This is a genomic window from Hymenobacter cheonanensis (assembly GCF_030581075.1).
Lineage (GTDB): Bacteria > Bacteroidota > Bacteroidia > Cytophagales > Hymenobacteraceae > Hymenobacter.
Genome location: NZ_JAUQSW010000005.1, coordinates 121,402 through 134,851, shown reverse-complemented (window position 1 = coordinate 134,851; position 13,450 = coordinate 121,402). Strand labels below are relative to the sequence as shown.

General features: G+C 63.4%; 11 protein-coding genes. 7 read left to right on the top strand and 4 right to left on the bottom strand.

Annotated features, from left to right (window positions below; translation table 11 throughout):
• Positions 1–548 precede the first annotated feature (548 nt).
• The 6 genes from Q5H89_RS11525 to Q5H89_RS11500 all read left to right on the top strand — a co-directional run bounded on the left by Q5H89_RS11525 (position 549) and on the right by Q5H89_RS11500 (position 6,671).
• Positions 549–743, top strand: a complete 195-nt coding sequence (locus tag Q5H89_RS11525) for a hypothetical protein (RefSeq protein ID WP_305019469.1) — start codon at positions 549–551, stop codon at positions 741–743.
• A gap of 138 nt (positions 744–881) precedes the next feature.
• On the top strand, positions 882–1,505 hold the full coding sequence (locus tag Q5H89_RS11520; RefSeq protein WP_305019468.1) for a sigma factor: 624 nt from the start codon (positions 882–884) through the stop codon (positions 1,503–1,505).
• 1 nt (position 1,506) lies between these two features.
• Positions 1,507–1,674, top strand: coding sequence for a hypothetical protein (locus Q5H89_RS11515; protein WP_305019467.1), 168 nt, complete (start codon positions 1,507–1,509; stop codon positions 1,672–1,674).
• A gap of 51 nt (positions 1,675–1,725) precedes the next feature.
• Positions 1,726–2,478 (top strand): hypothetical protein, encoded by a 753-nt coding sequence (locus tag Q5H89_RS11510; RefSeq protein ID WP_305019466.1) that lies wholly within the window; start codon positions 1,726–1,728, stop codon positions 2,476–2,478.
• A gap of 12 nt (positions 2,479–2,490) precedes the next feature.
• Positions 2,491–3,312, top strand: coding sequence for a hypothetical protein (locus Q5H89_RS11505; protein WP_305019465.1), 822 nt, complete (start codon positions 2,491–2,493; stop codon positions 3,310–3,312).
• Positions 3,309–6,671 (top strand): hypothetical protein, encoded by a 3,363-nt coding sequence (locus tag Q5H89_RS11500; protein WP_305019464.1) that lies wholly within the window; start codon positions 3,309–3,311, stop codon positions 6,669–6,671. Before Q5H89_RS11505 ends, Q5H89_RS11500 begins: the two co-directional genes overlap by 4 nt.
• A gap of 50 nt (positions 6,672–6,721) precedes the next feature.
• Here Q5H89_RS11500 and Q5H89_RS11495 read toward each other — a convergent pair whose 3' ends face one another.
• Entirely contained in the window at positions 6,722–7,225 is a 504-nt protein-coding gene (locus tag Q5H89_RS11495) for a hypothetical protein (RefSeq protein WP_305019463.1), read from the bottom strand.
• A gap of 36 nt (positions 7,226–7,261) precedes the next feature.
• Positions 7,262–7,726 carry a nuclear transport factor 2 family protein gene (locus tag Q5H89_RS11490; RefSeq protein ID WP_305019462.1) on the bottom strand — a complete coding sequence of 155 codons (465 nt, stop codon included), beginning with the start codon at positions 7,724–7,726 and terminating at the stop codon, positions 7,262–7,264.
• A 130-nt stretch (positions 7,727–7,856) separates the two neighbouring features.
• Here Q5H89_RS11490 and Q5H89_RS11485 point away from each other — a divergent pair, with 130 nt between their 5' ends.
• Entirely contained in the window at positions 7,857–8,432 is a 576-nt protein-coding gene (locus Q5H89_RS11485; RefSeq protein WP_305019461.1) for an SH3 domain-containing protein, read from the top strand.
• A 39-nt stretch (positions 8,433–8,471) separates the two neighbouring features.
• On the opposite strand, the gene Q5H89_RS11480 is transcribed toward Q5H89_RS11485, so the two are convergent.
• Positions 8,472–9,560, bottom strand: a complete 1,089-nt coding sequence (locus Q5H89_RS11480) for a glycoside hydrolase family 18 protein (RefSeq protein ID WP_305019460.1) — start codon at positions 9,558–9,560, stop codon at positions 8,472–8,474.
• A 234-nt stretch (positions 9,561–9,794) separates the two neighbouring features.
• Positions 9,795–13,367, bottom strand: coding sequence for a T9SS type A sorting domain-containing protein (locus Q5H89_RS11475; RefSeq protein WP_305019459.1), 3,573 nt, complete (start codon positions 13,365–13,367; stop codon positions 9,795–9,797).
• Between the last annotated feature and the right edge of the window lie 83 nt (positions 13,368–13,450).

The following is a 13,450-nucleotide window of genomic DNA, read 5'->3' as shown; positions in this document are numbered from 1 at the left end:
ATTACCAATTCAACCAGCCCGCTATTGTCCCCGAGCCCCTGTTTACAATTGTTGACATAAAATCGGAGTTTTCGGAGTTCTATAAAAAAGGGCTCAACGGTGGGCTAGCCAGGCCAGCCAGTAGACAATAGTAGCCCTCAACTCTGAGTAATCTGAGTCGCTACAAAAAGGGCCAGCCGCTAGAAAACCTGACGAATCTGACGCCTATAAAAAGCAGGCAACTGCCGATACCAGGCAGTGAAGCCTACCTATAAAATCGGAGTTTTCGGAGTCCTATAAAAAGGAGCCAACCCTACAAAATCCGAGTTTTCCGAGTCCTATAAAAAGGGCCAGCCTCCGCAAAATCGGACTTTTCGGACTCGCCCTAAAAAGAGCCAACGCCGCAGTTTGGGCACCCACCTCACCCGCCCGCCGGCCTGCCGCCCGGCCCCACGCAACACATTGCAACACCCCCACGCACGGGCGGGAGCCAGCTGCCCCCCGCGCCTGCTCTCCCCGCACTCCACCCTTTTACCGCCCACACACCCTCCCCCCGCTACCGCCCCTGCATGAAGTACCGGATGTACACCCCCGCCGAAATCGACTATTTGCGTAAACACTACCCCCAGCAGAGCCTCAAACGCCTAGCCGAGTACTTCGGCGTCGATAACCCGCGCAAGGTGCTCGACCTGGCCCGACGCCACGGCATCCGCAAGCGCGCCTTCAACGGGGCCCCGCAGTGGCGTTACCCGCCCGAGCACTAGCCCCCTCGCTGGGCAGGGCCTACGTGCTACGGCGCGCTAGCCCACGGCCCCGCCGCGGCTGGCGGACTACCCGCCGCCGCCTAGCCAGAAACCACTTACCACAACGGCTGCGTTAAGTAGGCGACAACTTGGGAGTTAATGATACCATTAGCTACCCGCGAAGCCCAAGCTATTGCCTGTCTCGAAGCCGCCGACCGCCACCGCGTTCCCTTGCTGGCCCTGGCCCGCAAGCTCACGGGCTGCCCCGAGGCCGGCATGGACCTCTACCAGCAGACCCTGCTCAACTGCCACGATGCGATTCAGCGCAACGGCTTCGCGGGCGAGCGCTACCAGTTTTACCTCTACACCAGCCTGCGCAATCAATTCCGCAAGCAGAGCCAGCTAGCCGGCCGGGAGGTACGCCTGGACTTCCAGGCGCTGGAGGCGGGCTCTGCTGGCCGCAATGACGAAGGCAGCGCGCCGTGGGCCGCCAAGGCCGTTAATCGGCAGCTGGCCGAGCCCACTACTGGGCTGGGCGCTGCCCCCACGAGTGACCCGCAGGCCGAGCTGGCCGAGCAGGTCATGGCCGAAGTGCGCGCCCAGTTCAGCTTTGCCGACCGCATTATGCTGCGCCTGCACATCGACGGCATGCCGTACCGGGACATTGCCGCCCACTTCGGCCAGGTGCAGCATACGCCCATCTGGCGCCGGGTAGAACGCATGAAGGCGGCGCTGCGCAAAACCTTCGCGCAGGCCTGGGCCAACCTCACCGACCCCGCCTAGCATGCCGCGCCCCTACCTCCACCACGCGGCTGCTACCGTGCGCTACCTGCGCCGCGAGTATGGCCGCCAGACCATGCCGCAAATCGCCGCCGAGCTCGGCATTGCCCTGCCTAAGCTGCAGGAACTGGCCCGCCGGCAGGGTATCAAAAAGCAGTGGGTGCGCACCTGAGTGCTGGCCGCCCTATCCACCCCCACTTTTCTCACTTTTTACCTCTTTAGCATGCGTACACTTCACGTAGAAGCCAGTGACGGTGAATTGCTCACTGGCCAGTTGCCCGAGTCGTGGGCCGAGGTACCGTTTCGGCCCTACGTCGACTTGGTGGCCACCGCCCGACCAGTGCCGGCTTGTATCACGCCCACGGCGCACGCCTACATTAGTGAGGCCGGCTGCAATGCCCTGGCCCACCTGCTGGGCCTGCCCACGGGCGAGCCGCTCTACAGTCGGGCAAGTCGGCTGCTGAGCCTCTACGAGCTCGCACCCTGGCTGTTCGTCGGGCCGCTGCCCCTGGCCGAGGAGCTCGTTACCGGCTTCACGCACCTAGGCACGCACTACCGTTACGCCTCGGCGGCCGAACTCGGCCCGGTGGCCGCCGCCAACCGCGAGCGGGTGCTGCTGTGGTATCTGCGCGAAACCGATGGTAACCCGCTGCACTGCCTGCCGCAGCTGCTGGCCACGCTCTACACCCCCGACGGGGTAGCGCCCACGGCCGAGTACATGCGGGCGGGCGCACAGTCCTTCGAGCACTTGCCGATGAGCCTGGCCTGGCCCTTCCTACTACAATTCATCGTGCCCGAAGTCCTAGCACCTAATGACGTAACGCGCTACCTCGCCCTGCGGCCAATGGTTGGACAGACGCTCCACGCATTGGAGGCCACGGCCACGGCCACGCCGCCTGCGCGTCCCCACCTGATGCTGCGTTGGCTAAGCCGGGCCTGGCGCCGCGCCACTACTCGCCCCCTTTTTTTACCCTAGCTCTCGACTTCTATGCACCAACTCAAGATAACCGCCTCCGATGGGGAGGTACTCACCGGGCAGCTGCCCGAAAGCTGGGCCGAGGTGCCACTGGCGCCCTACGTAGCCCTGGCCCTGGCTGCCCAGCCTGTGCCCGCCGGCATCACGCCCACGGTACACCCTTTCGCCAATCCCGCCGGCTGTGAGGCCCTGGCCACGCTGTTGGGCCTGCCCACGGCCGAGCCCTTCCTGGCCAGCCTGAGCCTGCTGCTGCCCATCTACGACGCCGCCCCCTGGCTCTTCGACGGCCCGCTACCGGCGGCTGGCGAGCCGGCGCCAAGCTTCACCCACCTCGGCACGGCCTACACCCACACCGGGGCCTTTGACGATTTGACGGCCGGGCAGTGGGAGGCCCTCTCCACCTTCCTGCAAGGGTGCGAGGGGAACCCACTGCGCGTGGCCCCGCAACTGCTGGCCGTACTCTACTGCCCCGCCGGCCAGCCGCAGAGCGCCGTGACGGTGCGCGACGCGGCCCAGGCCTTCGAGACATTGCCCATGCGCCTGGCCTGGCCCGCCATCCAGTCTTTTTTGCTGCGTGCGCTACCCTTGGCCCTGCCTATCCAGAGGTATTTGGCCGCTCGGCCCCTGGTCGAGCAGGTAGTGCACGCGCTGGAGCAGGGGCTGGCGACTTCGCCGACTTCGGCCCCACGGGGCTTCTACTGGAGTATGGGGCGGTGGCTGGCCAAACGCTGGCTCAAGCTCGTGCGGAGGCAGCTAGCAACGTTTTTACCGTCCTCTGCTACCACCGCCGTAGCGCGGCACTCACGCAGCACCCGAAACGCTAAGGCCCGATGAGCACGACTACTAAAATCTATCAGATTCAGCTAGACCTAGGCCAAAGCCAGCAGCAGCTTGACACGGCCAGTAAGGCGCTGGGTGAGCTCAAGAACCGCGCGGCGGCGGCCAACCAGGAGGCCAAAGAAGCCAAGCAGGTCTACGACGAGAACACCCAGGCCCTGCGCGCGCTCACGGCCGAGCAGAAGCAACTTATTCAGGCCCAGAAGGCGGCCCCGGCCGGCGAGGCGGCCCTGCGCGCGGCGGCCGCGCTCGACAAGAACGTGACTGCCCAGCAGCGGCTCAACTCCATCGTGCAGGAAAGCCGCATCGACTACCAGGCCGCCAAGCAGGCGGCCGAGGCGGCGGGCGCGGCCGTGGGCCAGCAGGCGGCGACGGTGAAGGAGCTGGCCGCCAGCGTCAAGCAGTACCAGGGCGCGGCGCAGGCGGCGGCCAAGGAGTTTGCCCCCGGCACCTTCGGGGCCATCGGGCAGGAGGTGGAGGCGCTCAAGGCCGAATTGCAGCACCTCACGGAGGGCTCGGCCGAGGCGGCGGCCAAGATTCAGCAGATTGGCGAGCAGGAAAGCAAGCTGCGCGGGCTGGCCCAGGCCTTGCAGGCCAGCAACCCCGAGGCCCAGGCTAAGGCGTTCGGCATCCTGACGGGCGCGCTGACCGGCACCGTGGGCGTGGTTACGACGCTCGGGCAGGTATTTGGCCTGAGCTCGGCCACGGCCCAGGAATACACCCAGCGCATGCAGCAGCTCACGGGCGTGCTGGCCTCGGTGGATGGCGTTAGCAAGCTACTCAACGGCGAGAACCTGAGCCTCGTCAAATCCATCGTAGCCAGCGGCAAGGCCTGGCTCACGGCGGCCGAGGGCGCCAGCACCGGCGCGAAAATCACGCGCGCCGCGCTCATCTCCACCGGCATCGGCGCGGTGGTGGCCCTCGTGGGTACGCTGATTGCGTTGTGGGTGCAATTCGGCGATACGGTGAGTAGCTCGGAGAGCACGTTTACCAAGTTCAAGGCCGGGGTAGTGGGGGGCTTCGAGGCCATGATTGCGGGCGGCAAGGACTTGCTCACCGTGCTGTGGGACTTGGCCAGCTTCGACTTTGCGGGCGCGGCGGCCACGGCCAGCCAGGCGGGCAAGGACGTAGCCACGGCCTACCGCCAGGGCGCGGCCGGGGTAGTAGCCGACGCCCACCGCCAGGAGTTGCAGGCCCAGATTGACCAAAACGAGCGGCTGCTCAAAATCAACCAGGCCGGCGGCTACAACACCGTGGCCCAGGAGCGTCAGTTGTTGGAGCAAAAGATTGCCGTACTCAAGCAGGGCACGGAGGAAGAGAAAAAAGCCTACGGCGATGCCGTGGCCGAGCTGGCGGCCTTCAACAAGGCCCAGAAGAAAAAGGCCAAGGAGGAGGCCGAGGCCGAAACGCTGGCCCGGCTCAATGGCATCCTGGGCCTGGAGCAGGCGGCCGGCAAGCAGGCCTACCAGGCCCAGCTCGACCTGGAGCAGCAGAAGCTGCGCACCCTGCAAGCGGCGGCCCAGCCCGAAAAGGTGGCGATTGAAGCCCAGCAGAGCGTGCTTGCCGCCCTGAAGATTGCCCATGAAAAAGAAGTAAACGAGAAGCTGTTTGCGGCCCGGCAAGCGGCTTTGGAGGGGCGAATTGCCTTGGAGCAGCAAAAAGGGGAGGATGCGTTTGCGCTCCAATTACAACAAGAGGAAAAGCTGCTCGCCCACCTACGCGCAGCCGGCACTCAGGACGCAGCTGCCATTCAGCAGCAACTCGACAAGATTGCCCTGCTTAAAGATGCCCACGCGCAGGAGTTCGACCAAAAGCGCCGGCAGGCCGAGTTGCTGGCCAGCCAGAACAAGCTTGCCCTGCTCGAAAAAGAGGGCAAAGACACGTTGGGGCTGCGCCTGCGCACGGCCGAGTTGCTGCTGAGCCTCGACAAGGACAGTTCGACCAAGGAGCGCACCCAGCGCGAGGCCGACTACCAAGCCCTGCTCGTGCTGCAGGCCGAGTACAACGCGCGGGAAAAGGCCCTGCGCCTGGAGCAGCAGCAGCAGGGCAAGGATATCGAAGAGGCGGGCAAGCAAGCCGAGCGTGATTTTATAAAAGGCGGCCTCGACTACACTACCCAGGTCTACACCGATAGCCTGGCCAAGCAACGGCCTGACCTTGGGCTGAAACTCATTAAGGCCTTTTTTGGCGTCGACTCCACCACGTCGGAGGAAGCCAAGAAACAGGCTGAAGAGTTAAAGCAGGCCTTCACCGACTCGTTCGGCCAGCTCTACCAAGCCGGCCAGCAGGTGGCTAGCGCCTTCCTGGACGCGGCCGTGCAGCAAAACCAGCAGGCCCTGACCGATGCGCAGGCTCGTTTGCAGGCGGCCACCGAGCAGCTCAGCCAACTGCAAAGCACCATTAGCAGCGACGAGAGCAAATTGGCCAATAGCCAGGGCGCGGCGCGCCAGTACTACCTGGAAAAGCTAGAAAAAGAGCGGGCCGAGGTCGGCAAGATTGCGGGCGCCAAGGCCGCCGCCGCGCGGGAAGAAAAAGCCCAACTCGCCCAACAGCACCGCCTGCAAAAGATTGGCTTAGAACTTTCAGCGGCGACCACGCTAGCCGCTAACGTAGCCGCCGCCGCTAAGGCGGTAGATGCGGGCGTTACGGCCGTGGCTGGCGCGGCAGCTTTACCCTTCCCGGCCAATATCCCCGCCATTATCGCGGCGGTGGCTGCCGTCGCCGCCGCCGTGGCTTCGGCCAAGTCGCTGGCCACCGCTGTAAAGTACGAGGCCGGCACCGGGGCGCTAGGTAGTGACGGGGTACTGCGCGGCCCACGCCACGCGCAGGGCGGCATCCCGTTCACCGTGGCTGGGGTGCCTGGCTTCGAGGCCGAGGGCGGCGAGGCCATTACGCCCCGGGACGCGAGCGCCCGCAATGCCCCCGTATTGGCGATGCTGCGCACCGAGGGCCGGGCCCGCACCCTGGGGCCGGCGGACTACATGCGCGCGCTGGCCATGAGCGCCTACACGACCGTAGTCAACACCCAGCCCCCGCCGGCCAGCTACCTGGAGGCGGGCGGCATCCTTAACCGGGGCGGCGCGCCCGCCGGGGGCTACGCCTCGGCCGCCGACGTGGGCGCGCTGGCTAGCCAGCAGCAGCGCACCAACGCCTACTTAGCCCAGCTTGTGGGCAACACCGAGGCTACCGCTAACAACACGGCACGCGCTGCTGACCACGCGGCCAAGACCGCCGATAATACTGATGAGATAAAGCGTAAGCCCACCGGAGGCGGCCCTCGCTCTCATGATGAGATTATGCGGGAGCAGGAGTATTTAGCTGGGATAGAGCAGGCCCGCGGCTTCGCTACCCTTTAAACAACAACGCCCCGGCCGGTCAGGTCGGGGCGTTGTTGCGTCTGGGCATACTACCAGGTGGCGAGCGCGCTGGCTAGCCGCCTGCGTAGGGCCGCCAGGGCCGGGCGGTCGGCAACTGAGTCGGCCGTTAGTACTTGTTCTAACTCAGGGCCCAAGTGCGTATCGTTGACGCGGCTAAACTGAAGCTCGCTTAATTGGAAGCTCAACCCACGAGGGAGCGGCTTAAGGTCTATAATGTAAGCGAGCGTGGCGTGATTTGGTAAGCGGTCACTACCAATTACAACAGCAATAGGCAGTCCGGCGTAAGTTAGTAATGTCGGGCTTACCACCGTACGGGCGCTCTCGGCCACTGCCTGCGGCGTCTCATCGGTCAACTTCGCCAGATACCACCGCCGCACCAGTGCTCGCCGCTGGGCTTCAGTTTTGGCACTGGCTGGCCAGGGCAGTGTGCCCTTAAACTCTACCTTGCCCGTGGTCGGGTTGCGGGGCCAGGCTTGCGCGTGGGCCGAGGTGAAGGTGAGCAGGCAGAGCAGGGCGACGAGCAGGATTTTCATGCTACCAAGCTACCTAAAAAAAGGCTGTGCTAAAGGCTAGTGCCCGTAGCTGACCACGCGGGCCACGCGCCAAGCCCCGTCTTTCTGCTGCTGCCAAAGCATAGTGAACTTGAACGTGCCACAATCGGGCTTGCCGTTCTCCTGATGGCAAAAGCGATGCTCCCCCACTTCAATAGCCCCGTAGCCCGGCACCGGATATACCTCCAAGCTGCCTGGCACCAGCTCGCGGTGGATATCCGGCGACTGCTTGCTAACCTGCGTGAAGCCCTGCTGCGTTTGGGCGAAGCCGGCTAGCCCGCCTTTATCGTGGTAGAATTCCAGATTGGGGGTGAAATAGCTCATGAGCTTGGGAATGTCGTGCGCGTTGAAGGCCGCAAACATCTCCGCATCAAGGCGGGCGATGCGCTGACGCAGCTCGTCGGGTTGCGCCTGTGCTAGCGCCTGCTTATTCCCCACTAGGCCCATGACCAGTAGCCCTCCAAGTAACAACAGCTTTTTCATGCCCGAAAGCTACACCAGCAGCCGAACAAGAACAGGGGGTAATAAAAGCGCAGACCTGTGAGAGCTAACTCTTACAGGTTCCTATACTTACTTTGCTTTAAATCATCCACCCTATTTCTACTTTTTCTCTATGCCTAGAATCTTACTCCTACTACTTACTTATCTGCTCCCATTGTGGAGTTCAGCCCAGACGGCTACTGCTTCTGACAGTCTAATCCAGACCGAAACCAGTCTTGCATACCGCTATGTCAATGCCACCTCGCTTACGCTCCGCGCGCGGCCCGATGCGACAGCTAAAGCCAGTGCCATCATCGCCGGCGCCAGCCGCCTGCAGTTGGTAGCAGAAAGGCCAGATGGCTGGAGTCAGGTGCAGGTAGCTGGCCACACGGGCTACGTGCGCACCGACTACCTCGTCGAGGAGCAAAATCAGGTTACGGCTAACGTGGACTGGGCCAGCGTGGAGGCGGCCGGGGGCAGCGCCTACAGCAGCACGAGTTCGGCACCCCGCCCAACCACGGCCAGTCATAAGGTTAGTCCCAAGGTTGCGGCTGGCCCCAAGGTCTACGTCTGTGGCAACGGCCGCACAGAGGTGTACCACAGCAGCGAGGACTGTTCGGCCATGCGCCGCTGCACCTACCAAACGCTAGTGATGACTCAGCGCGAAGCCCAGGCATCCGGTTTACGCGGGTGCATGAAGTGCTATTGAGTAAAAAGGTGAGCAGAGTATGGTTTATGGCTACGTATTCTACTGAGCTGCTTGGTATAGGTCGTCCAGCAACCCGTGTTGTGGTGCGTCACCCGTCAACTCCCAAAACATCACGCCGCCCAGGTGCCTGGCCCGCGCGTAGCGCGCCTTGAGCCGCAGGGAACGCGCATCATCAAACGTGGCAAATTCCTGCCGACGAGGATTATAGGCGTATGGGGCCTGCGCCGTGCTGTCCCAGTACTGGCTGAACCCCTGCGCCGCTGACAAGCTGTCGCCAAAGTCCCGGTAGTTGACTGCCCGCCGAAAACTACCGGTTTGGTAGAGGCCATTGGCGGCCGGAGAGACCTGCCCGAACACGCGGGCGTAGAAAGCGGCCCCGATGACAATCTTGCCCGGAGCTACTCCCACCGAGTCCAGAAAGCGCACTCCATCGTCCACCGACTCCTGCTGCGGTGGCGTCGAGTACAAGGGCGTATGGTGGCCCGTGCGGGTACTGTAGCCATTGACCAAATCGTAGCTCATCAGATTGACCCGGTCCACTACCGCCATCACGGCTGGCCACTCCACAGAATGACGCAAGTAGGCTGGGAAGCCCCCGGCGGCGAAGCTGATTTCGTATCGACTGCCTAGCGTAGCCCGCAGCGTCTGAACCAGCAGGGTGAAATTGTGTCGGTCCTCGGGCGCAAAGCGGTGGCCGGGTGGGCCGGCGATGGCGGGGTACTCCCAATCCAAGTCAATGCCGTCCGTGTGGGTCGCCTCCAGCACCTTTTTCACCGACGCGGCGAAAGTAGCGCGACCCTGTTCGGTAGAAAATACCTGTGAGCAGGTGAGGCAGCCCGTCCAGCCGCCGAGCGAGAGCAGCACCTTTAGCTGCGGGTGCTGCGCTTTTAGCTTTACCAGCGCCGCCACGGTCGCGGCTGACTGTGCGTTGTCAAAGGCGAGCTGAGTACCTTGCAGGTGCAGAAAGCTGTAGATGATGTGGGTCAGCTTCTCGGTAGGGTACTGCTGAAAGGCGGCGGCGTCGCCTGCATAGTAGGCGATAACTGCCAGATGGGGCTTGGGGGTAGGCGTCCCAAAGGCAAGGGCAGCGGCCGGCAGCAAGGCCAGTAGGCAACGGCGAGCTTTCATATTGCCAAACTACGGCGTGTATGGGCTATTCTCCTTCAGGCAACATAAGACCACTCAATGGCTTACGTCCCTAGCACCTTGTTTGCTGCCTCAAAGAACGCTGGTGGTAACCCAGCATGAAGCGCAGGCATCCAATTTACGCAGGTGCATAAAGTGTTACTAATTACTTCCCTACTATAAAGAAGCCCCCGACCATACGGCCGGGGGCTTCTTGCCTGCGCGTTGCGGGCCCGCTTAATTGACTAGCAGACGCAGCGCCTGGGCCCCGGTGCGCACGACGTACACGCCGCTGGCCACACCCGCCGGCAGCGTCAGGTGCGCCGTGCCGGCTGCATCTGCGGTAGCCGTGGCAACTACGCGCCCCAGCGCGTCGAGCACCTGCACGCGGGCGCCAGCACTGGCACCCATAAGCGTGGTCGCGCCGCCGGCTATGGGATTCGGGAATAGGGCCAGCCCACTAGCGGCGGGCGCCAGCATTACGGCCTGCACGGACGAGTACGTGCTGGTGCCATCATGGTCCACGCTCCGCAGGCGGTAGTAGAGCTGGGTAGCACCGGTGGCCTGGGCCTGGGTGTCAAGGGCGGCATACGTGCGGGGCGTGCTGCTGCTGCCCGCGGCGGGCACGGTTTGCAGCGGGCTGAACGTGCGCCCATCAAGTGAGCGCTCCACTACGAAGTGGTCGCTGTTCACTTCGCTGGCCGTTTGCCAGGCCAGCTGCACACCGCGGCCCTGGGCCTGAGCCGTGAACTGGGTCAGCGTAACCGGCAGCGGAGTCGTGGTGAGCGGGAAGGCCGTGGCCAGCTGAATATCATCCACTACCAGGGCAGGCGAACTGGTGCCCTGCCGCAAGGCGAGCGTACCGATGTCGGAAGGCGACGTGGTGCCGCTCACGCTTACGTCGGGCGTGGCCGACACGCGATAGACGCTGCTGCCTTTCGGGTCCGGGTTCACGTAGAGTTCGCTCGTGCTGCCGGTTTCGTCAAAGCTGTATTTGACCAATAGCAAGTAAGGCGTGTTGAGCGAGTAGGTGGCAGTGGTATAAACGGCCGCGCCGTTGTCGCTGACACCGAACTGAATGGCATTGCCCGAGGCGGCCTGGCGCACGAAGACACGGGGCCGGAAGTTAGAACTGAGCGTAGTGGGGCCCAGGTGCAGGAAATAATCGCCCGTGGTGTTAACGCTACTCACGGTCACCACGAAGGATAGGTACACGGCCGTGCGAGGGTAAACGGTAGTGAACTGCCGGCTCACGTCCTCGCCGCTGGCGCGCAACGCGGCCGAGTTGCCCTTGCCGTCGCTGTAGCCTGCGTAGGTCAGGCTACCCGTGGCTACGTTAATCGTATTGCTACCCGTGCTGTGGGCTGTCCAGCCGTTGGCCGTCAGGGCCGTGCCGGCGGCGTACTCGAAGTCTTCGCGCAGCAGCAGCGTCGGGGGCAGCGCCGGGGTGGTGAGCGTCAGCGAGTCAGCCGCGCTAGTCAGGTAGTTCTGAGCGTAGGGCGTACCGTTCAAATCCTGGTAGTCATACACGGCAAACGAGTAGGGCGTGTTGGGCCGCAGGCCTTTGATGGTTACCGTGTCCTGAGCGGCCGACAGTACGACGTAGGAGGCGGTGCCCAGCAGCTGCCCCTGGCCGAAAACGGGGCTAGCCGTGTAGGCGGTGGCATCCTGCGGCTTAACAGCAACGGGACCGTTGAGGCGGGCCAGCACCAAATGCTTGACGCCAGGCTGGCCACCGCTGAAGGTGAGCAGGACGCGGGTAGGACGCTGGTTGCTGACGGCGATAATCGACGGAGTCGTGGGCTCGGCATCGAGCGGCTGCGGCTGCGTCGTGAACGTAAACTGCTCGCCGTAGCTGGTGCCCAAGGCGTTGGTGGCGTAGGCACGCACGTAGTAAACACTGTCGGGCAGCAGCCCCGTGAGTTGGGTCGTGAAGGTGCCCAGGCCGCTGCCGGCTGCCACCGAGCCGCTGCTCACGGTCGGGTCGGGTCCGAAGCCGTACACTACCCCGCGGCTGGTGACAGGGCTACCGCCCTCGTCGGTCACGGTGCCGCCGGCTGTGGCGGAGGTTTTACCCACGTTGCTGGGGGCGATGCTGGCCACGGCGGCCGGGTAAATCGGGGCGATACCGGTACCCGTCACGGCCACGTCTTGCTCAGACAGGCCGCTAGTGGTGAGAGCGACCTGCGCGCTGTAGGGCTGAGCCGCGAGGGGAGCAAAGCGCACATCGATAGTAGTGGCGGGCACATTGCCGTTAGCATCGGGCGTGAGCGTGATGGCGCAGCAGGCGAAGGCCGTGGCGCCGGTACGGATTTCGAAGCCTGCCGGGGGTGTGATAACGAGCGGCCCGGTGAGAGAAGTAGCCGAGACAGAGAATGACTTAACGGCCGAGGTGCTGCCCACGGCTACGCTGCCGAAGTCGGGCAGGCTGGTAGCTGACAACGTAAAGGCAGTGGCAGCTGGGGAAATAGTAAGCTGCACCGGGTCGCTGGTGCCGACCACGGCGCCGCAGTTGCTGGTGGCCCGCGCTACTAGGTAGTACGTGCCGGCACCGGGGAAATCGCTGCCCTTAGGCTGGTAGGTGGCAGATGTAGCCCCGCTGATGGCAGTAGCGTAGGTACCGGTACTGGTGCCGTAATACCAGGCATAGGTAGAGGCCACGCTGGCCTTGGCAGTCAGCGCCGTACCGCTGGTATTGGTCGTGAAGACCTGGGCGGCGGTAGAGTTGAGCGTAACTGGGTTGGTGCTGGGAGCCAGCGTTACGACTATGTCCGTGCCGTTGTTATTGGCGCTGGCCAGCGTGCCACTGACCACGCGGATACGGTAGCCGCTGCCGCTGGGTGTGCCAGCGGGGATACTGGCCGAGATGGGCGAGCTATTGCCCGAGCCGATAAGGTTTTGGGTTAAGTCCGTGGAGAAGCTACCGCTGGCATCGGAGAGTTGGGCGGCGTAGGTGCTGCCGGCAGCTACATTGCTGCTGGTAAAGGCCACGTTGAATGCAGTGCTGCCAGCGTTACTTGTAACACAATAGGGGCTGGCATAGGCGCTGGCTGTGGTGCTGAGGCTAGCTGTCGGGGTGGTGCTACCGCCACCGCCAGTGCCCAGCGTAGGCGTGAGCACTAGATTGTCGAGCCCGATGGCCTGGGCGCTGGTGCTGCTGCTACCTGACATTGTCCAGCGCAGGTACAGCGTGCTGCCGCTCGCCAAGTTCACGCCAGAGAGTGTGACAACCTTGTTGGTAACGTTAGGGGGATAGTAATAAATAGGATTGCTAGAGGAAGCGGCGGCGTTTGCAGCAAAGCTCTGGTCCCCGTCAGGCCGACTAGTCCAGGCAGCGCCATCGGTGCTAGAAAAGAAGCTCCAGGCGTAGGTATTGGTCGCAGAGGCAATGCGGTATTGTTCCAGGTCGAACTTCACTTGCAAGTCCTGTATCGAGGAGCTCGTCGTATTCTGAATAGCTACCAAGATGGAGCGTGGCAACCCGGCCCCGGCTCCGCTGCTCGGCAGAAAGCCCAGGGCCCGGTCGGTGGCACTTGCTGCGTTGGTGCCACCATCGCCAAAATTGTAGCTACCCCCAGTTGTGAAGTTGTTTTTGTACGTCGTGGATTGGGTTGTTACGGTAGTATTACCGGACGCGCCGTAGACGGGCGTAGGGGCAGCCGTAGTAGCAGTTGGCGTTAGCTGAAAGCCGGTGGGTAGTGTCGCGGCCGTCCCAACTGTGGCGGCGGTATTCATGCCGTCAAAACTCTCAGTAGTTGGCGTAGCAGCCTGCGTAATCTTGAGCTGCGCCTGCGCCAGCAGTGGTAGCAAGGCAAGCAACGCCGGCAAGTACCGGCGCAAGGGGGATAAAGTAAAAAGGAACATAGACAAAGGCGGGCGAACCGCCGGCTAAG

Bases quoted from the DNA above. Each gene is read 5' to 3' on its own strand.
- Q5H89_RS11525 (WP_305019469.1), top strand. From the start codon at position 549: ATGAAGTACCGGATGTACACCCCCGCCGAAATCGACTATTTGCGTAAA.
- Q5H89_RS11520 (WP_305019468.1), top strand. From the start codon at position 882: ATGATACCATTAGCTACCCGCGAAGCCCAAGCTATTGCCTGTCTCGAA.
- Q5H89_RS11515 (WP_305019467.1), top strand. From the start codon at position 1,507: ATGCCGCGCCCCTACCTCCACCACGCGGCTGCTACCGTGCGCTACCTG.
- Q5H89_RS11510 (WP_305019466.1), top strand. From the start codon at position 1,726: ATGCGTACACTTCACGTAGAAGCCAGTGACGGTGAATTGCTCACTGGC.
- Q5H89_RS11505 (WP_305019465.1), top strand. From the start codon at position 2,491: ATGCACCAACTCAAGATAACCGCCTCCGATGGGGAGGTACTCACCGGG.
- Q5H89_RS11500 (WP_305019464.1), top strand. From the start codon at position 3,309: ATGAGCACGACTACTAAAATCTATCAGATTCAGCTAGACCTAGGCCAA.
- Q5H89_RS11495 (WP_305019463.1), bottom strand. From the start codon at position 7,225: ATGAAAATCCTGCTCGTCGCCCTGCTCTGCCTGCTCACCTTCACCTCG.
- Q5H89_RS11490 (WP_305019462.1), bottom strand. From the start codon at position 7,726: ATGAAAAAGCTGTTGTTACTTGGAGGGCTACTGGTCATGGGCCTAGTG.
- Q5H89_RS11485 (WP_305019461.1), top strand. From the start codon at position 7,857: ATGCCTAGAATCTTACTCCTACTACTTACTTATCTGCTCCCATTGTGG.
- Q5H89_RS11480 (WP_305019460.1), bottom strand. From the start codon at position 9,560: ATGAAAGCTCGCCGTTGCCTACTGGCCTTGCTGCCGGCCGCTGCCCTT.